Source organism: Pseudomonas brassicacearum (assembly GCF_003732265.1).
Lineage (GTDB): Bacteria > Pseudomonadota > Gammaproteobacteria > Pseudomonadales > Pseudomonadaceae > Aquipseudomonas > Aquipseudomonas brassicacearum_D.
Window position 1 is genome coordinate 150,191 of record NZ_MOBK01000008.1, and the last position, 22,733, is coordinate 172,923.

At 57.4% G+C, this 22,733-nt stretch carries 24 protein-coding genes and 1 tRNA gene; 11 read left to right on the plus strand and 14 right to left on the minus strand.

The features are described 5' to 3' along the window. Positions 1 to 8: 8 nt before the first annotated feature. The 7 genes from hscB to trmJ all read right to left on the minus strand — a co-directional run bounded on the left by hscB (position 9) and on the right by trmJ (position 4,910). Positions 9 to 530: a co-chaperone HscB gene (gene hscB, locus BK660_RS21680; RefSeq protein WP_027922751.1), complete on the minus strand. Its 522-nt coding sequence runs from the start codon at positions 528 to 530 to the stop codon at positions 9 to 11. A gap of 8 nt (positions 531 to 538) precedes the next feature. Continuing rightward, positions 539 to 862 (minus strand): iron-sulfur cluster assembly protein IscA, encoded by a 324-nt coding sequence (iscA, locus tag BK660_RS21685; RefSeq protein WP_123435026.1) that lies wholly within the window; start codon positions 860 to 862, stop codon positions 539 to 541. Positions 863 to 896: 34 nt separating this feature from the next. Continuing rightward, complete coding sequence (iscU, locus tag BK660_RS21690) at positions 897 to 1,283, minus strand: Fe-S cluster assembly scaffold IscU (protein WP_003443374.1); 387 nt, start codon at positions 1,281 to 1,283, stop codon at positions 897 to 899. Positions 1,284 to 1,365: 82 nt separating this feature from the next. Further along, positions 1,366 to 2,580 (minus strand): IscS subfamily cysteine desulfurase, encoded by a 1,215-nt coding sequence (locus tag BK660_RS21695; protein ID WP_007948176.1) that lies wholly within the window; start codon positions 2,578 to 2,580, stop codon positions 1,366 to 1,368. Between the two features lie 50 nt (positions 2,581 to 2,630). Next, entirely contained in the window at positions 2,631 to 3,122 is a 492-nt protein-coding gene (iscR, locus tag BK660_RS21700) for a Fe-S cluster assembly transcriptional regulator IscR (RefSeq protein WP_027922748.1), read from the minus strand. Between the two features lie 238 nt (positions 3,123 to 3,360). After that, positions 3,361 to 4,137, minus strand: coding sequence for a serine O-acetyltransferase (cysE, locus tag BK660_RS21705; RefSeq protein WP_123435027.1), 777 nt, complete (start codon positions 4,135 to 4,137; stop codon positions 3,361 to 3,363). A 2-nt stretch (positions 4,138 to 4,139) separates the two neighbouring features. Continuing rightward, positions 4,140 to 4,910 (minus strand): tRNA (cytosine(32)/uridine(32)-2'-O)-methyltransferase TrmJ, encoded by a 771-nt coding sequence (gene trmJ, locus BK660_RS21710; RefSeq protein ID WP_123435028.1) that lies wholly within the window; start codon positions 4,908 to 4,910, stop codon positions 4,140 to 4,142. A 146-nt stretch (positions 4,911 to 5,056) separates the two neighbouring features. On the opposite strand from trmJ, the gene suhB reads away from it, so the two are divergent. Then, a complete protein-coding gene (gene suhB, locus BK660_RS21715; protein WP_027922744.1) occupies positions 5,057 to 5,875 on the plus strand; it encodes a type III secretion system regulator SuhB in 819 nt (272 codons plus the stop codon). 254 nt (positions 5,876 to 6,129) lie between these two features. Here suhB and BK660_RS21720 read toward each other — a convergent pair whose 3' ends face one another. The 6 genes from BK660_RS21720 to queA all read right to left on the minus strand — a co-directional run bounded on the left by BK660_RS21720 (position 6,130) and on the right by queA (position 12,213). Continuing rightward, positions 6,130 to 6,678, minus strand: a complete 549-nt coding sequence (locus BK660_RS21720) for a glycine zipper 2TM domain-containing protein (protein WP_027922743.1) — start codon at positions 6,676 to 6,678, stop codon at positions 6,130 to 6,132. Positions 6,679 to 6,797: 119 nt separating this feature from the next. Beyond that, positions 6,798 to 7,712 carry a protein translocase subunit SecF gene (gene secF, locus BK660_RS21725; RefSeq protein WP_123435029.1) on the minus strand — a complete coding sequence of 305 codons (915 nt, stop codon included), beginning with the start codon at positions 7,710 to 7,712 and terminating at the stop codon, positions 6,798 to 6,800. A 9-nt stretch (positions 7,713 to 7,721) separates the two neighbouring features. After that, positions 7,722 to 9,590, minus strand: coding sequence for a protein translocase subunit SecD (secD, locus tag BK660_RS21730; protein WP_123435030.1), 1,869 nt, complete (start codon positions 9,588 to 9,590; stop codon positions 7,722 to 7,724). Between the two features lie 64 nt (positions 9,591 to 9,654). Then, positions 9,655 to 9,990, minus strand: a complete 336-nt coding sequence (yajC, locus tag BK660_RS21735; protein WP_007982729.1) for a preprotein translocase subunit YajC — start codon at positions 9,988 to 9,990, stop codon at positions 9,655 to 9,657. A 43-nt stretch (positions 9,991 to 10,033) separates the two neighbouring features. Further along, entirely contained in the window at positions 10,034 to 11,149 is a 1,116-nt protein-coding gene (gene tgt, locus BK660_RS21740) for a tRNA guanosine(34) transglycosylase Tgt (protein ID WP_172825974.1), read from the minus strand. A gap of 14 nt (positions 11,150 to 11,163) precedes the next feature. Further along, a complete protein-coding gene (gene queA / locus BK660_RS21745) occupies positions 11,164 to 12,213 on the minus strand; it encodes a tRNA preQ1(34) S-adenosylmethionine ribosyltransferase-isomerase QueA (RefSeq protein WP_027922739.1) in 1,050 nt (349 codons plus the stop codon). 107 nt (positions 12,214 to 12,320) lie between these two features. On the opposite strand from queA, the gene BK660_RS21750 reads away from it, so the two are divergent. The 6 genes from BK660_RS21750 (at position 12,321) to BK660_RS21775 (ending at position 16,525) form a co-directional block, all read left to right on the plus strand. Further along, positions 12,321 to 12,405 (plus strand) — tRNA-Leu (locus BK660_RS21750). A gap of 164 nt (positions 12,406 to 12,569) precedes the next feature. Beyond that, a complete protein-coding gene (locus BK660_RS21755; RefSeq protein ID WP_123435031.1) occupies positions 12,570 to 12,899 on the plus strand; it encodes a hypothetical protein in 330 nt (109 codons plus the stop codon). A gap of 146 nt (positions 12,900 to 13,045) precedes the next feature. After that, complete coding sequence (locus BK660_RS21760; RefSeq protein ID WP_123435032.1) at positions 13,046 to 13,546, plus strand: DUF3916 domain-containing protein; 501 nt, start codon at positions 13,046 to 13,048, stop codon at positions 13,544 to 13,546. Between the two features lie 609 nt (positions 13,547 to 14,155). Next, positions 14,156 to 15,241 (plus strand): GmrSD restriction endonuclease domain-containing protein, encoded by a 1,086-nt coding sequence (locus BK660_RS21765; protein WP_123435033.1) that lies wholly within the window; start codon positions 14,156 to 14,158, stop codon positions 15,239 to 15,241. Between the two features lie 11 nt (positions 15,242 to 15,252). Further along, a complete protein-coding gene (locus BK660_RS21770) occupies positions 15,253 to 15,759 on the plus strand; it encodes a HEPN domain-containing protein (RefSeq protein ID WP_123435034.1) in 507 nt (168 codons plus the stop codon). Between the two features lie 454 nt (positions 15,760 to 16,213). Beyond that, on the plus strand, positions 16,214 to 16,525 hold the full coding sequence (locus BK660_RS21775; RefSeq protein ID WP_123435035.1) for a DUF3077 domain-containing protein: 312 nt from the start codon (positions 16,214 to 16,216) through the stop codon (positions 16,523 to 16,525). Between the two features lie 159 nt (positions 16,526 to 16,684). On the opposite strand, the gene BK660_RS21780 is transcribed toward BK660_RS21775, so the two are convergent. After that, positions 16,685 to 17,053: a PH domain-containing protein gene (locus BK660_RS21780; protein ID WP_007948195.1), complete on the minus strand. Its 369-nt coding sequence runs from the start codon at positions 17,051 to 17,053 to the stop codon at positions 16,685 to 16,687. A gap of 330 nt (positions 17,054 to 17,383) precedes the next feature. Here BK660_RS21780 and BK660_RS21785 point away from each other — a divergent pair, with 330 nt between their 5' ends. Genes BK660_RS21785 through BK660_RS21800 form a run of 4 tightly spaced genes read left to right on the plus strand, consistent with a single transcriptional unit; the run spans position 17,384 to position 22,486 of the window. Continuing rightward, positions 17,384 to 17,860 carry a formate dehydrogenase subunit gamma gene (locus BK660_RS21785; protein WP_027922733.1) on the plus strand — a complete coding sequence of 159 codons (477 nt, stop codon included), beginning with the start codon at positions 17,384 to 17,386 and terminating at the stop codon, positions 17,858 to 17,860. Further along, on the plus strand, positions 17,857 to 19,389 hold the full coding sequence (locus tag BK660_RS21790) for a formate dehydrogenase beta subunit (protein ID WP_123435036.1): 1,533 nt from the start codon (positions 17,857 to 17,859) through the stop codon (positions 19,387 to 19,389). The genes BK660_RS21785 and BK660_RS21790 overlap by 4 nt, the downstream gene beginning before the upstream one ends. Beyond that, entirely contained in the window at positions 19,386 to 22,268 is a 2,883-nt protein-coding gene (gene fdhF / locus BK660_RS21795) for a formate dehydrogenase subunit alpha (protein ID WP_123435037.1), read from the plus strand. Before BK660_RS21790 ends, fdhF begins: the two co-directional genes overlap by 4 nt. Continuing rightward, entirely contained in the window at positions 22,265 to 22,486 is a 222-nt protein-coding gene (locus BK660_RS21800; protein ID WP_027922730.1) for a formate dehydrogenase subunit delta, read from the plus strand. The genes fdhF and BK660_RS21800 overlap by 4 nt, the downstream gene beginning before the upstream one ends. Positions 22,487 to 22,733 lie beyond the last annotated feature (247 nt).

A 22,733-nucleotide genomic window follows, 5' to 3' on the forward strand; every position in this document is an offset into this window, starting at 1 on the left:
GCACTGGGTTAATCGTCGAGGCGCTCTTCTAACTGGCGCACTTCGTAGGTGAGCTTGTCGAGGAACTGCATGCGCCGCATCAGGCGTTCGGCCTGCTCACGGTGCGCCGCATCATTCCAACAAGCCGCGAAGCTTTGGTTCAGTACATCCTGGGCGGTTTTCAAGCGACGCTTGAACGCTGCAACACCGGCCAGATCGGCACTGTCTTGCAGGTCTTCGAGCTCTTCACGCAGCTCCATCTGCTGCAGCAAAAACTCCGGATCATGCACCGTGACCTCCAGCGGCAGCTCACCACCGTTCAAGGCGAGCAAGTAACGCGCGCGCTTGGGCGGACTTTTGAGCGTCTGGTAGGCCTCGTTGAGGCTCGCGGATTGCTCTAGCGCCAACCGCTGCTCACGCTCGGAAGCGTCAGCAAAGCGGTCCGGATGAACACTGCGCGCCAACTCACGATAGCGCGTAGCCAGCTGGTCGAGGTCCAGATTGAAACTCGGTTGCAGCTCAAATAAAGCGAAATGACAAGGAGTACCCACGACAAGCCTCAGATGTTGAAGCTTTCGCCGCAGCCACATTCACCGCGTACGTTGGGGTTGTTGAACTTGAAGCCTTCGTTCAACCCTTCCTTGACGAAATCGAGCTCGGTGCCGTCCAGGTAGGACAGGCTTTTCGGGTCGATAATCACTTTTTCACCGTGACTTTCGAACACCTGATCCTCTTCAACCACCTCGTCGACAAACTCCAGCACGTAGGCAAGGCCGGAACAGCCTGTGGTGCGAACACCCAGACGAATCCCTTCACCTTTGCCGCGCCCGTCGAGGGAGCGCCGCACGTGTCGAGCAGCCGCTTCTGTCATGCTGATAGCCATCGTTGACTCCTTACTCGTCGCCAAAACCTGAAAGTCAGATCAAGCCTTTCTTCTGCTTGTAGTCACGAACGGCCGCTTTGATAGCGTCTTCTGCGAGTACGGAGCAGTGAATTTTCACTGGCGGCAGGGCCAGTTCTTCAGCCAGCTGAGTGTTCTTGATGGTCTCGGCTTCGTCCAGGGTCTTGCCCTTCATCCACTCGGTAGCGAGGGAGCTGGAGGCGATAGCCGAACCGCAACCGTAGGTCTTGAACTTGGCGTCTTCGATGATGCCTTGCTCGTTGACCTTGATTTGCAGGCGCATAACGTCGCCGCACGCCGGAGCGCCGACCATGCCGGTGCCGACATCAGGATCTTCCGCGTCCATCTTGCCGACGTTGCGCGGGTTTTCGTAGTGGTCGATGACCTTTTCGCTGTAAGCCATGATTCTAATCCTCACTCATCAGAGAGTCGCTCTTGAGCCCTGAAAACCTGGGTTTACAGGGCCGGTTCGCGGCGACTTGAAATCAGTGTGCCGCCCACTCGATTTTCGAAATGTCGACACCGTCTTTGTACATGTCCCACAGCGGCGACAGAGTGCGCAGCTTGGTAACGGCCTCGCAGACTTTCTGCGCGGCGTAATCGATTTCTTCTTCGGTGGTGAAACGGCCGAAGGTGAAGCGAATCGAGCTGTGTGCCAGTTCGTCGTTGCGGCCCAGGGCGCGCAGTACGTACGAAGGCTCAAGGGAAGCCGAGGTGCAGGCCGAACCGGACGAAACAGCCAGGTCCTTGAGCGCCATGATCAGCGACTCGCCTTCAACGTAGTTGAAGCTCAGGTTCAGGTTGTGCGGTACGCGGGCGGTCATGCTGCCGTTGATGTACAGCTCTTCCAGGCCTTCGACCTGTTTGAAGAAGCGGTCGCTCAGGGCTTTGATGCGCACGTTTTCGGCAGCCATGTCTTCTTTGGCTACACGGAAAGCTTCACCCATGCCGACGATCTGGTGGGTCGCCAGGGTGCCGGAACGCATGCCGCGCTCGTGACCGCCGCCGTGCATGGTCGCTTCGATGCGAACACGCGGCTTGCGGCTGACGTACAGCGCGCCGATGCCTTTAGGGCCGTAGGTTTTGTGGGCAGAGAACGACATCAAGTCGACTTTCAGCTTCGACAGGTCGATGTCGACCTTGCCGGTGGACTGAGCCGCGTCGACGTGGAACAGAATGCCCTTGGAGCGGAGCAGTTCGCCGATGGCTTCGATGTCGTTGATGGTGCCGATTTCGTTGTTCACGTGCATAACCGAAACCAGGATGGTGTCGTCACGCAGTGCTGCTTCGATCATCGCCGGCGTTACCAGACCATCGGTCTGAGGCTCGAGGTAGGTGACTTCGAAGCCTTCACGCTCCAGTTGGCGCATGGTGTCGAGGACAGCCTTGTGCTCAATCTTGGTGGTGATCAGGTGTTTGCCTTTGGTCGCATAGAAATGCGCCGCACCCTTGATTGCCAGGTTGTCGGATTCGGTGGCACCGGAGGTCCAGACGATTTCACGCGGGTCGGCGTTGACCAGGTCGGCGACCTGACGACGGGCGTTTTCGACGGACTCTTCAGCTTTCCAGCCGAACACGTGGGAACGGGACGCCGGGTTACCGAAGTTTCCGTCGACCAGCAGGCATTCACTCATTTTTTGCGCAACACGCGGATCAACCGGGGTGGTCGCAGAGTAATCAAGGTAAATCGGCAATTTCATGGACTATCTCCTAAATCAGGCTGGCTGGCGTGCCGTTAGCTCTTTGGCTGTCATTCGACGGCGGACGCTTCAATCTTGTCCAGGCGTGGCGCCTTGCTGTTGCAACGGCGCTGGTCCTGACGCTGGGCTATGTCTTGTACCTCACGGCGAGTCACAAGGTCAGCCAAGCTGATACCGCTCAGAAATTCGTGAATCTGCAGGCTCAGGTCACACCACAAGTGGTGAGTCAGGCAGGTGTCGCCTGAATGGCAATCGCCTTGGCCTTGGCATTTGGTGGCATCTACTGATTCGTTCACCGCATCGATCACCTGGGCGACCTGGATGCCCTGCATCTCGCGGGACAGTTGGTAGCCGCCGCCCGGACCGCGGACGCTGGACACCAGATTGCTGCGGCGCAATTTGGCGAAAAGCTGTTCGAGGTAGGACAGGGAGATGCCTTGGCGCTCGGAGATATCGGCCAGGGACACCGGCCCGTGCTGCGCGTGCAACGCCAGATCGAGCATGGCGGTCACGGCGTATCGGCCTTTTGTAGTCAGTCGCATGGACAATTACCACGGAGTTCGGAATGGGGCGAGTATGCAATTCCCGAGTATTTAAGTCAACTATAAGACCTAGTACTTTAGTCAGGTTTACCCGCAAAAGAGCGGCCGCATCATAGCAAAGGCTGGACGGTTACAGCCAGCAATTGCACGTTATCGTTCATCGCCAGCAGGCTGGCTCCCACATTTGAAATGCATTTCCCTGTGGGAGCCAGCCTGCTGGCGATAAAGTCGACCCGGTTTAGATGGCCTGACTCTGATCCTTGTCCTTCACACAGGCGAAGTCTTCTTCGCGCAGTTCAGGCAGATCCTTGGCACAGTAGTTACTGCCCAGGTCCTTCAGTGCGCCGCACATCCCCTCCAGACGACCATCGACCGCCTGCAAGTGATCCAGCAACTGACCAATGGCACGCGCTACCGGGTCCGGCATGTCTTCGCCGACACCGTAGGCATCGAAACCGATCTTCTCGGCCATGGCCTTGCGCTTGGCATCCTGCTCATCATCGGATTTGGCGATGATCCGCCCCGGAATACCGACAACGGTTGCCCCGGCAGGCACAGCCTTGGTCACCACGGCATTGGAACCGACCTTGGCACCCGCACCGACGGTAAACGGACCGAGCACCTTGGCGCCCGCCCCCACCACCACGCCATCTTCAAGGGTCGGGTGACGCTTGCCCTTGTTCCAGCTGGTCCCGCCCAGCGTCACACCCTGATAAAGGGTGACGTCATTACCGATCTCGGCGGTTTCACCAATAACGATGCCCATGCCATGGTCAATAAAGAAGCGGCGGCCGACCTTGGCACCCGGATGGATCTCGATTCCGGTCAGCCAGCGACCGAAGTTCGATACCAGTCGCGCCAGCCACTTCAGCTCTGCGCGCCACAAGGCCGACGACAGACGATGAATCCAGATGGCATGCATGCCCGGGTAGCACGTCAGAACTTCAAAAGCGTTACGCGCCGCCGGGTCTCGATGGAATACGCTTTGGATATCTTCACGCAAACGCTCAAACATCATTAATCCTTCCGCTTTAGAAGCTCGCCACGGGCCGCTTTTTGGGTTTCCGTGAGGATGCCACGCAATATGTTCATTTCCGCCCGGCTGACCGAGCTACGTCCGTACAACCGGCGCAGGCGCGCCATCAAGTGCCGTGGCTTTTCCGGATCAAGGAATTCGATGGCCACCAGGGTTTGTTCCAGATGTTCATAGAATCGCTCCAGCTCATCCATGGTCGCCAGCTCGCCACTTTTAGTGGACGCCACTTCATCCTTCTCGACCTTGCTCGGCTGCCCTTGGGCCGCGAGCCAGGACATGCGCACTTCATAGCCCAGCACCTGCACCGCCGCCCCAAGGTTCAGCGAACTGAACTCCGGGTCTGATGGAATGTGCACGTGATAATGACATCGCTGCAGCTCTTCATTGGTCAGGCCGGAATCTTCACGACCAAATACCAAGGCAATCTCGGCGCCCTGCCCGGCTTCTTCCACCACTTTCGCGCCGCATTCGCGGGGATCGAGCAGCGGCCAGGGAATACGCCGGTCGCGAGCGCTGGTGCCGAGCACCAGGTTGCAGCCGACCAAGGCATCTTCCAAGGTGGCGACGACTTGCGCGTTTTCAAGGATGTCACCGGCACCGGAAGCACGGGCATCGGCTTCGTGATGCGGAAATAGCCGCGGTTCGACCAGCACCAGCCGCGACAGGCCCATGTTCTTCATGGCACGCGCAGCCCCGCCGATGTTGCCGGGATGGCTGGTATTGACCAGGACGACACGAATGTTATGCAGCACGGGAGGCAGTCTCGAACACAGAAATAAGGAGCCGAATCTTACAGTTCCTACTACCGTTAAGCTATGAAAGCGAACACCGACCTTCACCTGTAGAAAAGTTCTGATAGAATGCCCGGCTTTCTTTAACAACCTTAGGTGACACATCCATGCAGCCCATGCTGAATATCGCGCTGCGCGCCGCCCGCAGCGCCAGTGAATTGATTTTCCGCTCCATCGAGCGCCTGGATACCATCAAGGTCGACGAAAAAGACGCCAAGGATTACGTATCCGAGGTGGATCGCGCCGCCGAACAGAAAATCATCGATGCGCTGCGCAAGGCCTACCCGAACCACTCGATCCTGGGTGAAGAAACCGGCATGCACGCCGGCAACGGTATCGAAGGCGAAGAATACCTGTGGATCATCGATCCGCTGGACGGCACCACCAACTTCCTGCGCGGCATTCCTCACTTCGCTGTCAGCATCGCCTGCAAATACCGCGGTCGCCTGGAACACGCTGTTGTTCTGGACCCGGTTCGCCAGGAAGAATTCACCGCCAGCCGTGGTCGCGGCGCTCAACTGAACGGTCGTCGCCTGCGCGTCAGCGGTCGCACCAGCCTGGACGGCGCCCTGCTGGGTACCGGCTTCCCGTTCCGTGACGACCAGATGGACAACCTCGACAACTACCTGGGCATGTTCCGCGCCCTGGTTGGCCAGACTGCCGGCATCCGTCGCGCTGGCTCGGCGAGCCTGGACCTGGCCTACGTGGCTGCCGGTCGTTTCGACGCGTTCTGGGAGTCGGGCCTGTCCGAGTGGGACATGGCTGCAGGCGCCCTGCTGATTCAGGAAGCTGGCGGTTTGATCAGCGACTTCACCGGTGGTCACGAATTCCTTGAGAAAGGTCACGTCGTTGCCGGTAACACCAAATGCTTCAAGGCAGTTCTGACGGCGATCCAGCCGCACCTGCCGGCCTCGCTGAAGCGCTAAGCTTCAAGCGAAAGAGAAAGCACCCTTCGGGGTGCTTTTTTTATGCTTGGAATACTAACCCGCAAACACCACAAACCTAATGTGGGAGCGGGCTTGCTCGCGAAAGCGGCGTGTCAGCCACCATCAATGCTGCATGTGAAGCCGCCTTCGCGAGCAAGCCCGCTCCCACATTGGAATTGTGGTGATGCATAAATTACGGGCACAAAAAAAAGCACCCCGAAGGGTGCTTCTTTTTGAATTTCAAACCTGAAAATTTAGCGGTTCTCTTCGTTCTGCGACAGGACCAGCTTGCCTTCCTTGTCGACCGGAATCTGGTTGCCCGGATCACGATCCATCCGCACCTTGCCTTCCTTGCCATCCAGCGAATAACGAACGTCGTAACCTACGACCTTGTCACTGATGTCATTCACCGTGTTGCAGCGAGTTTGAGTCGTGGTGTAGGTGTCACGCTCTTGCATGCCTTCCTGAACCTTGTTGCCTGCGTAACCACCGCCGACAGCGCCTGCGACCGTAGCAATCTTCTTGCCGGTGCCGCCGCCGATCTGGTTACCCAGCAAACCACCTGCTAATGCACCGACCACCGTACCGGCAATCTGGTGTTGATCCTTGACCGGCGCTTGCCGAGTCACTGCGACATCCTTGCAGACTTCACGTGGCGTCTTGATCTGTGTCTTGACCGGTTCAACGGCCAGTACTTGCGCATACTCAGGGCCGCTTTTTACCAGGCTGTAGGTGGCAACAGCACCCCCGGCAGTCACACCGACAGCACCCAATACCGCACCAACCAGCAACGACTTGTTCACATGAACCTCCTGACCATCACATGCGGGAAGAACCCGCGCTTCTCCCAGCCTTGGAGCATAAAAAAAGGCGCGAGTTCAACTCGCGCCTTTTTTGGCAGACAGCTGGAAAGCGATGGCCGTTATGGACGGTCGTCGACTTCCTTCTCGGTTGCCGCAGGAGGAATCAAGTCCTCGCTGTTCAGGTTCAGCCAGATCAGCACCACGTTCGCGATGTAGATCGACGAGTAAGTACCCGCCAGAACACCGACGAACAGCGCAATGGAGAAGCCGAACAGGTTGTCACCACCGAAGAACAGCAGGGCCGCAATCGCCAGCAATGTGGAGATCGAAGTGGCCATGGTCCGCAGCAGGGTTTGCGTGGTCGAGATGTTGATGTTCTCGATCAGGCTAGCCTTGCGCAGTACCCGGAAGTTCTCACGAACCCGGTCGAATACCACGATGGTGTCGTTGAGCGAGTAACCAATGATCGCCAGTACCGCCGCCAGCACCGTCAGGTCGAAGGTGATCTGGAAGAACGACAGGATACCGATGGTCACGATCACGTCGTGGATCAACGAAACGATCGCACCGACCGCAAACTTCCACTGAAAGCGGAACGCCAGGTAGATCAGGATGCCGCCCAGCGCCATCAGCATGCCGAGGCCGCCCTGGTCGCGCAGCTCTTCACCCACCTGCGGGCCGACGAACTCGACGCGCTTGACCGTCGCCGGGTTGTCGCCGCCGACTTTCAGCAGCGCTTCTGCCACTTGATGACCCAGCTGCGGATCTTCACCCGGCATACGCACCAGCAAATCGGTAGTTGCACCGAAGCTCTGCACGATGGCTTCGTGATAACCCGATGTCACCAGCTGCTCACGCACCTTGGTGACGTCGGCCGGACGTTCGTAGGTCAGCTCAATGAGCGTACCGCCGGTGAAGTCCAGGCCCCAGTTCATGCCCTTGTGAAAGACGCTGAAAATGGCCAGCGCCGTAAGGAACAATGTGACGCCGAACGCAAAGTTGCGAACGCCCATGAAGTTGATTGTACGTAACATGGCAGCCCCTTAAATCCACAACTTCTTGAAGTCACGACCGCCGAAGATCAGGTTGACCATCGCGCGGGTCACCATGATGGCCGTGAACATCGAGGTAAAGATCCCGAGGGACATGGTCACTGCGAAGCCTTTGACTGGACCTGTGCCCATCGCAAAGAGAATCCCGCCGACCAACAAGGTTGTCAGGTTGGCGTCGAGAATCGCGGTGAATGCCCGGCCGAAGCCTTCGTTGATTGCCCGTTGTACGGTCATGCCCGCCGCGATCTCTTCACGTATCCGCGAGAAGATCAGAACGTTGGCGTCGACCGCCATACCCATGGTCAATACGATACCGGCGATACCCGGCAGGGTCAGCGTTGCACCCAGCAAAGACATCAAGGCCAGCAGCAGCACCATGTTCACCGCCAGCGCGACGGTGGCGATGATGCCGAAGAAGCGGTAGATGGCGATGATGAACAGCGAGACAAACAGCATGCCCCACAGCGATGCATCGATACCCTTGACGATGTTGTCGGCACCCAGGCTTGGACCAATGGTGCGCTCTTCAGCGAAGTACATTGGTGCAGCCAGACCACCGGCGCGCAGCAGCAGCGCCAGTTCGGACGACTCGCCCTGGCCGTTCAGGCCAGTGATGCGGAACTGAGCACCCAGCGGCGACTGGATGGTCGCCAGGCTGATGATCTTCTTCTCTTCTTTAAACGTCTGGACCGGCACGTCTTTCTCGACGCCGTTGACCATTTGTTTGGTGTAGGTGGTAACAGGGCGCTGTTCGATGAAGATCACCGCCATGCTGCGACCGACGTTGCTGCGAGTCGCACGACTCATCAGCTCGCCACCGTGGCCATCCAGACGGATGTTCACTTCTGGCGTGCCGTGCTCGCCGAAGCCAGCCTTGGCGTCAGTCACCTGGTCACCGGTGATGATCAGGCCACGCTCGATCTGAGCCGGCGGACGCTTGCCTTCACGGAACTCGAAAGTTTCGGAAGTGGCTTTCGAAGCGCCAGGCTCAGCCGCCAGACGGAACTCGAGGTTGGCCGTCTTGCCGAGGATACGCTTGGCTTCTGCGGTGTCCTGAACGCCCGGCAATTCAACCACAATGCGGTTGGCGCCCTGACGCTGAACGATCGGTTCGGCAACACCCAGCTCGTTGACGCGGTTACGTACCGTGGTCAAGTTCTGCTTGATGGAGTATTCGCGGATTTCCGCCAGCTTGGCTGGGGTCATCGCCAGACGCAGCACCGGTTGACCATTGAGGTCGGCCGGAACAATGTCGAAATCGTTGAAGTTCTTGCGGACCAGCGCGCGGGCCTGTTCGCGGGTTGCTTCATCACTGAAGCCCAGCTGAATGGCACCGTTGAGTTGCGGCAGGCTGCGATAGCGCAGTTTCTCTTTACGCAACAGACTCTTTACATCGCCTTCGTACACTTTCAAGCGTGCGTCGAGGGCTTTGTCCATGTCCACTTCCAGCAGGAAGTGCACACCACCGGACAAGTCCAGACCCAGCTTCATCGGGTGCGCGCCAAGGCTGCGCAGCCACTGCGGAGTGGTTTGTGCCAGGTTCAGTGCAACGACGTAGTCATCACCCAGCGCCTTGCGCACGACGTCTTTGGCCGGCAGCTGGTCTTCAGCCTTGGTCAGACGAATCAGACCGCCCTTGCCATTGGCCGCCAGCGTGGCTGCCTTGACGTTGATCCCGGATTCCTTGAGCGCAGTGCTCACACGATCCAGATCAGCCTGATTGACCAACAGCGCAGTACTTGCACCGCTGACCTGAATGGCCGGGTCATCAGGATATAGATTGGGAGCGGAATAAATCAGACCGACCGCCAGCACCGCCAGGATCAGAATGTATTTCCACAGAGGGTATTTGTTCAGCATCACGCCGCCCGTTTATGACGCGGGGCGCCTTGCGCGCCCCGTCGATTGAATATGAAGTTGAAACTTAGATCGCTTTCAGCGTGCCTTTTGGCAGCGTCGCGGCAATAGCGCCCTTCTGGAACTTCATTTCGACAGTGTCGGAAACTTCCAGAACAACGAAATCGTCTGCCACTTTAGTGATCTTGCCGGCGATACCACCGGTGGTCACAACTTCGTCGCCTTTCTGCAGGCTGCTCAGCAGGTTCTTCTGTTCTTTGGCGCGCTTGGCCTGTGGACGCCAGATCATCAGGTAGAAGATGACCAGGAAACCGACCAGGAAAATCCACTCAAAGCCGCCGCCCATTGGGCCTGCCGCAGGTGCAGCAGCGTCAGCCATGGCATTAGAGATAAAAAAGCTCATTTAGCACTCCAGTTGCAAATGTTGAATCTTGGGGTCAGAAAACTCAGTCCAAAGGCGGAACAGGTAACCCGCGTTTGGCGTAGAAGGCATCGACAAAGGCGGCCAATGTACCCTGTTGAATAGACTCGCGCAAACCAGCCATAAGCACCTGGTAATGGCGCAAATTGTGGATGGTATTCAACATGCTACCCAGCATTTCGCCGCACTTGTCCAGATGGTGCAGATAAGCACGGGAGAAGTTCTGGCAGGTGTAGCAATCACAGGTCGGATCCAGCGGCGAATCATCATGGCGATGGAACGCGTTACGGATCTTCAGCACGCCGGTGTCAATGAACAGATGCCCATTGCGGGCATTACGGGTTGGCATCACGCAATCGAACATGTCCACACCGCGGCGCACACCCTCAACCAGATCTTCCGGTTTGCCAACGCCCATAAGGTAACGAGGTTTGTCAGCCGGCATCTGACCCGGCAGGTAATCCAGCACCTTGATCATTTCGTGCTTGGGCTCGCCCACCGACAGACCACCAATGGCCAGGCCATCAAAGCCGATCTGGTCGAGGCCTTCCAGGGAGCGCATGCGCAGGTCCTGGTGCATGCCGCCCTGAACGATACCGAACAGTGCCGCCGTGTTGTCGCCATGGGCTTCTTTCGAGCGTTTGGCCCAACGCAACGACAGCTCCATCGACACGCGAGCGACGTCTTCGTCAGCCGGGTACGGCGTGCATTCGTCGAAAATCATCACGATGTCCGAGCCCAAGTCACGCTGGACTTGCATCGATTCTTCCGGGCCCATGAACACTTTGGCGCCATCCACGGGGGAGGCGAAGGTCACGCCCTCCTCCTTGATCTTGCGCATCGCGCCGAGGCTGAACACCTGAAAACCACCGGAGTCGGTCAGAATCGGGCCTTTCCACTGCATGAAATCGTGCAGGTCGCCGTGCTTCTTGATCACTTCGGTGCCAGGACGCAGCCACAAGTGGAAGGTGTTGCCCAGAATGATTTCCGCGCCGGTGGCGACGATATCCCGCGGCAACATGCCCTTGACGGTGCCGTAGGTGCCCACCGGCATGAAGGCCGGGGTTTCTACGGTGCCGCGTGGAAAGGTCAAACGACCGCGACGAGCCTTGCCGTCAGTAGCAAGTAACTCAAACGACATACGACTTTGGCGACTCATTCTGTTTCCTCGGGGCCACGTGGTGCGGGGTTACGGGTGATAAACATCGCATCACCGTAGCTGAAAAAGCGGTATCCATGCTCGACGGCTGCTTTATAGGCAGCCATGGCTTCGGGATAACCGGCGAACGCCGAAACCAGCATCAACAGCGTGGATTCAGGCAAATGGAAGTTGGTGACCAGGGCATCGACCACGTGAAACGGTCGGCCCGGGTAGATAAAGATATCGGTGTCGCCACTGAACGGCTTGAGCACGCCATCGCGCGCAGCACTTTCCAGCGAACGCACGCTGGTGGTCCCCACGGCCACCACGCGACCACCGCGAGCACGGCAAGCGGCGACCGCATCCACCACGTCCTGGCCGACTTCCAGCCATTCGCTGTGCATGTGGTGATCTTCGATCTTCTCGACGCGCACCGGCTGGAACGTACCGGCGCCGACGTGCAAGGTCACGAACGCCGTCTCGACGCCCTTGGCGGCAATCGCCTCCATCAGCGGCTGATCGAAATGCAGCCCCGCCGTCGGCGCCGCCACCGCGCCCAGGCGCTCGGCGTAGACCGTCTGATAACGCTCGCGATCCGAGCCTTCATCCGGGCGGTCTATATAAGGCGGCAGCGGCATGTGACCGACGCGGTCCAGCAACGGCAACACCTCTTCGGCGAACCCCAGCTCGAACAACGCATCGTGCCGCGCCAGCATTTCAGCCTCGCCACCGCCATCAATCAGGATCTTCGACCCCGGCTTCGGCGACTTGCTGGAACGCACATGCGCCAGCACGCGATGACTGTCGAGCACGCGCTCGACCAGGATTTCCAGCTTGCCGCCGGAAGCCTTCTGGCCAAACAGCCGCGCCGGAATCACCCGGGTATTGTTGAACACCATCAAATCGCCCGGGCGCAAATGCTCGAGCAAATCAGTGAATTGACGGTGTGCCAGGGCGCCGCTGACCCCATCAAGGGTCAACAGGCGACTGTTGCGACGCTCGGCCAAAGGGTGGCGGGCGATCAGCGAATCTGGGAGTTCGAAAGTAAAGTCAGCAACGCGCATGATGGGGTTCGTCTAGCAGGGCCGGGAAGTCTAGCGGAAATATCAAAAATTCTCCATGTACCTGATTGACCAACGGTTATCTCATCTCTATACTCCGCGGCCATTGAGCCCTGATGGCGGAATTGGTAGACGCGGCGGATTCAAAATCCGTTTTCGAAAGGAGTGGGAGTTCGAGTCTCCCTCGGGGCACCAAAATTAAGAAAGGTCTTGCTTAGCAAGACCTTTTTTTTCGTCTGTAGGAAAGTGAGCTTGCCCGCCGCTGTCGTGTAGCAGCTGCAGCAGGCTGCGAGCTTTTGATTTTGCTTTTCAACGCCACAACTCAAAACCGCTCGGCTAACGAATCAAGGATTCACACAATGGAATTGCCACTGGAAACCGTTGCCCTTTTCGCCCTCAAGCTGGCTTATGAGTCGGAAGGTGAAAGTCCGATTCTGCGGGATGATCCAATCATGAGTGATTATGAGCGGGAGGTTTTTGGCTTGCTCGTGCGCAGGGGCGATGTTGACTCGATCCAGTTTAGAGTGTCGCACTGCGTGGGTTTGGCGTTGGAAGCTTTAGACGGTGTTGAGACGCCAATGGGGCGGGAGCTGCACAGGTTGTCAGCTGATTTCAGCGATGCGCAGACGATGGATCAGCTTGAAGCCCCGCTCATTGCACTCAAGGATTATCTGAAAGATATTCAGTGAATGCTCGGGCTAGGAGCAAGTTCGAAACCCCTTTACCGAAGGATACTGAGCAGGGGGTTGGTTGAAATGTGAATGGACCTGTCCACTTTTCCATTGCGCCAGCAGATAACAATGTAAGACTTTTTCAGCATCACAAGGACGTATCAATGCGGCAAGTCGCACTCAGCAACAAGCCACTCAGAGGCATTCCCCGCCGCCTTCGCGCTCTGGAACGCTGGGCCTCCAGTTTTCGCGACGAGTTTTACCCGCGATCTGCGCAAATGGAGCGCTACACGCACTGGAAGATCCCGGTGCATGAGGCCCTGGTCGAAGGTCCTCACGCCAGGATCGAAGTTCAGGCCTTCTGCATTCAGCAACTGCTCGAAGCCGCTAGCCTCCTGTCCAACGCTGCTGACCGCTCTCAGGGATACTATCGGATCGCTTGCCTGCTGACGTGGCCATGGGTTCATCAGAGCGAGGTCACCGTCTTCTATGACCGGGACTATTATTTGGGTTTTCTTGGTGAAACCAACGCGCTCATGCCAGAGCTGATCAGTCATGCTCTTACGTTGCACACGCCAGCGCATTTCATCGAGCACGGACATGACGTAACTCAGTCGGACGATGAGGTCGCAGTGCAGTGGTGGTGCATTGGGGAGCCGGCCTAAGGCCTAACGGCTTTCGCAAGCAGAATCTCCCATAGAGACTGTGATGAGCTAATAGACATCTCTTGGCCCGAGTGCGTTAGTAGTAAATCTGCCCCCTTTTCTCTGTCGTAGTCCGCATTTACAGAAAGCACTTTGGCGAGAAACAAAAATCAGCGGCCGAATCGCGATCGGGTTCGGCAGCAATCGCGTGGAGAGGTGCCCGATCTGAAAAACGTCAGGCATGAGGCCCATAGCTAGCACTTGTAAGAGCTCAAGCCCTACGGCTGTCGGCTGTGATTTGCTTACCGGGCATCTCCACTATTTGACAAGCTATCAGCTTGTTACTAGACAAATGAGCGGCTACACCACAAAAGACACAGTACAAGTCTGCCTCCTCCGATATTCATGCTCACACTGGCAATCGTTTGCAAGGCTGAATACGGAATGACAGTAGGTGGTCACCCTCGCAAAACTGACTGAACACCTAGGTTCCCTAATCACTCCTTAAACAGTAGACAGCATGCTGGCAAAACAGTAGCTTAAGCTGAAAACCGGAAATCAAAAACCCTAATAAAAACGAATTAGCTCTCCAACCCAAGCAATAAACTCAAGCCTGATATGGATATTAATATGACTGACGACACCATAGATACAGAACTCGACATAGAAGAAGAACTTGAAGAAGAATCAGAAGAACCTGTTTCAATGTCATACGACATAACGTCCTACCCATCAGATTACACATTATCGGGACTAGCCCAAATGTGGGCAGATGGGGACATAAAAATCCCAAGCTATCAGCGAGAATTTGTGTGGTCAATCAAACAATCATCTTTGCTCATAGACTCTTTTCTTTGCGGACTCCCCGTACCCCCGGTATTTTTTTACATCGATGAAAAAAACAGAAATTTAGTTATCGATGGTCAGCAGCGAATACTCAGCATCGTATTTTTTATGGAAGGGTACTTTGGAAAAGAAAGCACCCATGGAAAACGTCAGGTATTTAGGCTTTCAGGACTAAACAAAAGCAGCCCATATTACAATTTAAAATTCAGCGACCTAGAAGAGTCAGATCAACGAAAACTAAAACAATCCGTACTACGGGCTATTAATATTCGTCAGATGGCACCAATTGGCGAAAGCACAAGCGCATATCACATTTTCGAACGCCTCAATACTGGTGGCACGCCCCTAAAACCGCAGGAGATTCGCAACTGTGTATTTATGGGTGAGTTTTCGGAGCAATTGAAGCAAGCTAACAACGATCCAAATTGGCGCAAAATAATAGGCCGACCACTTCTTGACAAGCATCAAAAAGATACTGAATTACTATTAAGGGTTTTTGCACTTACAGGAACTAGCGACAAATATGAAAAGCCTATGCGCGAATTCCTTAATTCAGCAATGAAAAAAAATGAAAGCGCTAATACTGCCAAGGTGAAGAATTTCTTTGAGGCATTCCCCAAAGCCACCAGCCTTATAATTGAGACCCTAGGAGAAAAACCCTTTCATTTAAGAGGCCCTCTCAATATGTCAGCATTAGATTCCGTCATGTGCGTAACCATCGAAAAAATAAAGACAATAAAACCTACAAGCATAAGCAAATCGTTTTCATCACTTTTAAAAGATGAAAGATTCCAAAACTCAACTAGCTACAACACTACCGACGCAAAAACATTACAAGAACGCTTTAATGTCGTACGCGAATACTTATAACAGGTGCGCAAATGAGTTATTCAAACCACTTCCAGCATGCGGATGACATTGTTGCACACCTAAACACGATTATGCCCACCGTCAATGATCCACTTCTGAAAGCAAAGTATGTTGGCTTTGTTGCGATTGCTGCGGTGACGGTATATGAACTTGCAGTAAAAGAAATATTCATTAAATTTGCACAAGACAAACACAAAGTACTTGGTACATTTACTGAAAGCTATTTCAATCGCATCAATGGAAAAATAGGCCTCTCAGTAATAAAAGCTGACTACATAAAGAGATTTGGTCCAAAATATCTTTCTCGCTTTGACAAAAAACTGAACCAAGCCGCACATATATACTTGCAAGCAAACAGAAGAGATATAAAAAACTCCTACTCAAACCTGATAACTTGGAGAAACGATTTTGCACACGAGGGAAAAATAAACTCCACCTCTACATACACTGAAGTAACCCAGGCTTATCAGGATGGAAAAGAAATTATAAAGTGCATCGCTGAAACAATGAAGAGATAGCACTATAGGTGCGCCGGCTACGGGACAGTCAAAATTTTTCGTCTCTAAAGGTTAGGGATAACTTTAGAGGGTTGCAGCAAAGAGGCCGGCACGATAACCTCCCACCGTCGCTGCCAATTCAGCGACCGGGTGTGGTAACCCGAGTTATTCAAGGCGCAACAGCGCCCCAGACACGTCATCAGGCGCTTTTTTTATGCCTGCGGCGTGAGTCATGGCGGCTGTGCGTGGGACGCCTTCGGGCGTGCCGGTTTCCTTGATTCCCGGTTTACCACCCTGCGCACAGCTGTCACCCATTCGTGTGGTAACGAATCTGGCAGCTCCATATATCAAGGAGTCTGATAATGCGCAGCATCAATCCGTACGAAATTTGGCATTTCCTTCAACGCGACGCCCAGTTGCGTAACGCCCCACTGTCTACCCTCTCCCACCGCATCTCCATCATCGGAGGTGGCCAATGACCGATCAATCCGAGCTGAAAACCATCGGCCTAACACCTGCCATTTACTGCGCAGACCAACCGCTTTTCCACGTCACTCGCGGCGTCCCCCTCGGCGATGCATTAGCCATGGCTTCTGACTTTCTGTTTCTCGCCAAGAAGCTGAATGAAGATGCCGCCTACGCCACGGACACCGACCGCCACGCTTGGGCTGCGCATTATTTGACGGCGATGAGTAAGGCGGTGGTTGATGATGCGGTGAAGGTGCTTGGGCGGGGTCGGGGTTCTGCGGCGGCGCCTGAGCGGACGGCGGCGACGTCTGAAGGGTAGTGGCTGAAAAATGGTTGGAGCTGGCGGCTTGTGATGATGGCGGTAGGTTCAGCATTGATGTTGGCTGGTCTGGCGCTTTCGCGAGCAGGCTCGCTCCCACATTGGATAGTATTTAGGCAGTTGGAGCCCCGAGTTTTTCGGGGCTTTTTAGTGTTTGGGTCAGAGCACGTGCTGGGAAATCAGTTTTGAGATTTCCACCATCGACGTCTTGCCGGTGAATTCGAACTTCACTTTCCCCAACGACGAAAAGTAAATCTCCAGCTCCGAATCCAGGTCAAACGTCCCGGACGTTTCCACCGAGTACGCCACGATGTTTTTGTAGGGCAGCGAGGTGAAGTCTTTTTTGCTGCCGGTGATGCCCTGTACGTTGACGGCGATGATGCGTTTGTTGGTGAACACTACGCCGTCGCGCATGGATTTGTAGGAGTCGATGACTTGCTCCCCTTCCAGCAGCAGCGCGCTGACGCGTTCGGCGTATTCTTCGTTTTGCTTGAGTTTGAAGAAGCCTTTGTTGTTGAAATCAATCATCTGTCATTCCCTTTTTTTGAATGTAAATTCCGAGTACGAACTGCGTACGACGCCTTGGGCCGGGCCTCGTCTAGACTTAATGGGTAGTCGTGGAAAGAACCGAACACGTCGCTTTGGTGCAGTCGAATCAATACCAGCGTGGCAAGCTCCCTCAATGCCCTATAAACGGTGCGGCAAAGACCGCGCCGGGCACAACAAGATGCCCGCTCAGGGTGCCCTGGCCAACGGCCTGACAATGCCACGATACCGTGACGTGGTGTGAATGCCGCAGCCGACACTTTCGGACGACCGACAACCGCCTGGTTTGTCCGTGACCGTGAGGAATGCTGTATGCCTGATGAGATGTTGCAATTGCCTATGGTTAACAGCGTGCTGGAGCGCCACAAGGGCTCTGCGGGTGCACTGTTGCCCATCCTTCATGAGATTCAGGCCGGTATCGGTTACATCCCCGATGCCGCCATCCCCGAGATTGCCCATGCCCTCAATCAGAGTCAGGCCGAGATTCGTGGGGTAATCAGCTTCTACCATGACTTCCGCACCGCACCACCGGCCCGGCATATCCTGCGTCTGTGTCGGGCGGAGTCGTGCAAGAGTCGTGGTGCCGAGCAGTTGGCCGCGCAGTTGCGTGATCGCCTGCAACTGGACGATCACGGCAGCAGCGCCGATGGCAGCATCAGTTTGCGTCCGGTGTATTGCCTTGGCGCCTGCGCCTGTTCGCCGGCCCTGGAGCTTGATGGTCAGGTGCATGCGCGGCTGAGTGCCGAGCGTCTCGATGCCCTGCTCGACGCTTGCCGGGAGGACGTATGAGCCTCTATCTATCCTGTGATTCGCTGGCCCGTGCCGTGGGTGCCGAAGCTGTGGCGTCTGCCCTTGCCAGCCAGGACCTGCAACGCACCAGCTCGCGCGGCCTGTACTGGCTGGAACCCTTGCTTGAAGTGGACACCCCGCAAGGCCGCATCGGTTTCGGCCCGCTGACCGCTGCCGATGTGCCGTCGGTGCTCGATGCACTGCAAGGCGAGCCGTCCTCGCACCCACTGGCCTTGGGCCTGGTGGAAGAATTGCCGTATCTGAAGTCTCAACAACGTTTGCTGTTCGCCCGCGCCGGCATCACCCGGCCGTTGTCGCTGGACGACTACCGCGCCCATGGCGGTTTCGAGGGTTTAACAAGGGCCGTCACTATTGGCGGCGATGAAACCGCGACTGCGGTGTTCGATTCAGGCCTGCGTGGCCGTGGCGGCGCAGCCTTCCCCGCCGGGATCAAATGGCGCACGGTGCGCGCTACCGAGGCGGCGCAAAAGTACATTGTGTGCAACGCCGACGAAGGCGACTCCGGCACGTTCGCCGACCGCATGTTGATGGAAGGCGACCCCTTCCTGCTGATCGAAGGCATGGCCATTGCCGGCATCACCGTCGGCGCCAGCTACGGCTACATCTACGTGCGCTCGGAATATCCACAAGCCATCGCCACGCTGAACGAGGCGCTGGCGATTGCCCGGACTAACGGTTACCTCGGCGCCAACGTCGGCGGCAGCGGCTTAGCCTTCGATATGGAAGTGCGCGTCGGGGCCGGTGCTTACATTTGCGGTGAAGAAACCGCGCTGCTGGACTCGCTCGAAGGCAAGCGCGGGATCGTCCGCGCCAAGCCACCGATTCCTGCGCTGAAGGGGCTGTTCGGCCTGCCGACGCTGGTGCACAACGTGCTGACACTGGCCTCGGTGCCGCTGATTCTGGCCAAGGGTGCGCAGTTCTATCGCGATTACGGCATGGGCCGTTCCCTCGGCACGATGCCTTTCCAACTGGCGGGCAATATTCGGCGTGGCGGTCTGGTGGAACGGGCCTTTGGCCTGACGCTGCGGGAATTGGTGGAAGACTACGGCGGAGGCACCGCCAGTGGCCAACCGCTGAAAGCCGCGCAGGTTGGCGGCCCGCTCGGCGCCTGGGTACCGCCGTCGCAATTCGACACGCCGCTGGATTACGAAGCGTTTGCCGGTATCGGCGCCATGCTCGGTCACGGTGGCGTGGTGGTGGCTGATGACACGCTGGACATGGCCCACATGGCGCGCTTCGCCATGCAGTTCTGCGCCGAGGAATCCTGTGGCAAATGCACGCCCTGCCGCATCGGCTCGACCCGGGGCGTCGAGGTGATCGACCGCTTGCTGGCCGCGCCGGATCAGAACGTTCGCGATGAGCAGGTGATCATCCTCAAGGACCTGTGCGACACCCTGCAATACGGTTCGCTGTGCGCCTTGGGCGGCATGGTTTCCTTTCCGGTCGCCAGCGCCCTCAAGTACTTCCCCGCCGACTTCGGTCTGCAATCTTCGGAGGCCGACCAATGATCACCCTCTTCGACCCGAACACCGACATCGATCTGGGCACTCCGGCCCGCGAAAGTCAGGTGCAAGTCACTTTGAACATCGACGGTCGCAGCATCAGCGTGCCCGAAGGCACTTCGGTGATGCGCGCCGCTGCGTTGATGGGCACCACGATTCCGAAACTGTGCGCCACCGACAGCCTCGAAGCCTTCGGCTCGTGCCGCATGTGTCTGGTAGAGATCGACGGCATGCGCGGTTATCCCGCGTCCTGCACCACGCCGGTCAGCGAAGGCATGAGCGTGCACACCCAGACGCCGAAACTCGCGACGCTGCGGCGCAACGTCATGGAGTTGTACATCTCCGATCACCCGCTGGACTGCCTGACCTGCTCGGCCAACGGCAACTGCGAACTGCAAACCGTCGCTGGTCAGGTCGGCCTGCGGGAAGTGCGTTATGGCTATGAAGGCGACAACCATCTGGCCGACGTGAAGGACACCTCCAACCCGTACTTCGAGTACGACCCGAGCAAGTGCATCGTCTGCAATCGCTGCGTGCGCGCCTGCGAAGAAACCCAGGGCACGTTTGCCCTGACCATCACCGGGCGTGGCTTTGAATCCCGCGTTGCCGCCGCCGGTGGCGATAACTTCCTCGAGTCGGAATGCGTGTCCTGCGGCGCCTGTGTGCAAGCCTGCCCTACCGCGACGCTGATGGAAAAAAGCGTGGTCGAACTGGGTCAGCCTGAACGCAGTGTGATCACCACGTGTGCCTATTGCGGCGTGGGCTGCTCGTTCCGCGCCGAGATGAAAGGCGATCAACTGGTGCGCATGGTTCCGGACAAGAACGGCCAGGCCAACCACGGCCACTCTTGCGTCAAAGGGCGCTTTGCCTGGGGCTACGCCACCCACCCGGATCGCATCACCACACCGATGATCCGCAAACACATCAACGACCCGTGGCAGGAAGTCAGCTGGGATGAAGCGGTGACCTACGCCGCCAGCGAATTCCGTCGACTGCAGCAAAAGTACGGCCGCGACTCCATCGGTGGCATCACCTCCAGCCGCTGCACCAACGAAGAAACCTATCTGGTGCAAAAACTGGTGCGCGCCGCGTTCGGCAACAACAACGTCGACACCTGTGCGCGAGTCTGCCACTCGCCGACCGGTTATGGCTTGAAACAAACCTTGGGCGAGTCCGCCGGCACCCAGAGTTTCGACTCGGTGATGCAGGCGGACGTGATTCTGGTGATGGGCGCCAACCCCAGCGACGCCCACCCGGTGTTCGCCTCCCAGCTCAAGCGCCGTCTGCGTGAAGGCGCGCGATTGATCGTCATCGACCCACGCCGCATTGATCTGGTGGACTCGGTGCATGCCCGCGCCGAACTGCACCTGGCCCTGCGTCCGGGCACCAACGTCGCGATGCTCAACGCCTTGGCCCACGTCATCGTCACCGAAGGGTTGCTCGATCAGTCGTTTATCGACGCCCGTTGCGAGGGCAGCGATTTCGCTCGCTGGAGTGAGTTCGTCAGCCGTGCGGAAAACTCGCCGGAAGTCCTGGCCGCCGTCTGCGGTGTAGACGCGGCCGACATCCGCGCCGCTGCCCGTCTGTATGCCACCGGTGGTAATGCGGCGATCTACTACGGCCTCGGCGTCACCGAACACAGCCAGGGCAGCACTGCGGTCATGGGCATCGCCAACCTGGCCATGGCCACCGGCAACATCGGCCGCGAAGGCGTGGGCGTGAACCCGCTGCGGGGGCAGAACAACGTTCAGGGTTCCTGCGACATGGGCTCCTTCCCCCACGAGTTGCCCGGCTACCGACACATCTCCAACGAGGTGGTGCGGACGCAGTTCGAACAGGCGTGGAACGTCACCCTGCAACCCGATCCGGGCCTGCGCATTCCGAACATGTTCGAGGCCGCTTTGGGTGGCAGTTTCAAGGGCCTGTATTGCCAGGGTGAGGACATCGCCCAGAGCGATCCGAATACCCAGCACGTCACCGCAGCCCTGTCGGCCATGGAATGCATCGTGGTGCAGGATATTTTCCTCAACGAAACCGCCAGGTTCGCCCACGTATTCCTGCCGGGCGCTTCGTTCCTGGAGAAGGACGGCACCTTCACCAACGCCGAGCGGCGTATCTCTCGGGTGCGCAAGGTCATGGATCCCCTGGGCGGCAAGGCTGACTGGGAAGGCACCGTGGCCCTGGCCAACGCCTTGGGCTACCCGATGAACTACAAACATCCGTCAGACATCATGGATGAGATCGCCAGCCTGACGCCGACCTTCACCAACGTCAGCTACGCCGAACTGGATCGCCACGGCAGCCTGCAATGGCCATGCAACGCCGCCGCACCGGACGGCACGCCGACCATGCACATCGAGGAGTTCGTGCGCGGCAAAGGGCGATTCATGCTCACCGGTTACGTGCCCACCGAAGAGAAGGTCAACAATCGCTATCCGCTGCTGCTGACCACCGGGCGCATCCTCAGCCAGTACAACGTCGGCGCCCAGACCCGGCGTACCGAAAACGTTGCCTGGCACGATGAGGATCGCTTGGAAATCCACCCGACCGATGCCGAGAGCCGTGGCATCAACGAGGGTGACTGGGTCGGCATCGGCAGCCGCGCCGGGCAGACCGTATTGCGCGCGCGGGTCACCGAACGGGTCGCGCCGGGCGTGGTGTACACCACCTTCCACTTTCCGGAATCGGGGGCCAACGTGATCACCACCGACAACTCCGACTGGGCCACCAACTGTCCGGAGTACAAGGTCACCGCCGTGGAGGTCAGCCGCGTTTACCACCCTTCCGAGTGGCAAAAACGCTATCAGGCCTTCAGTGATGAACAGGACCGTTTGCTCAAGGAACGCCGGCATGCCCGTGGCGCTAAAGCGGAGGCGCGCCGATGAGCACTGAAAACCTGATCAAAATGGCCAACCAGATCGCCCAGTACTTCGCCACGGAACCGGACCAGCAAGCGGCCGTGCTCGGTGTGCGCAATCATCTGCAGATGTACTGGACGCCGGGCATGCGCAAGGAATTGTTGGCCTGGCAGACGGAGCATCAGGGGGCCGACATGCATCCATTGGCGCAGGCAGCGGTCAGTGGGGCGGGCTGGGCGGCTTAGGTCCACACAATCCTTGGGGAGGATTGCCCCTTGGCCTGTTGACTGAAAACTGTGGCGAGGGAGCTTGCTCCCGCTGGGCTGCGCAGCAGTCCCCTTCTTCTTCGGAAATTAGGGGGCCGCTTCGCGACCCAGCGGGAGCAAGCTCCCTCGCCACATTGGTTTCGTGCTGCTGCTCAAACAGATCGATATAAATCCAAAACGTCCTTCAGCTCAAAGCCACTGATTTGATATCGTGCCTGCCATCGCC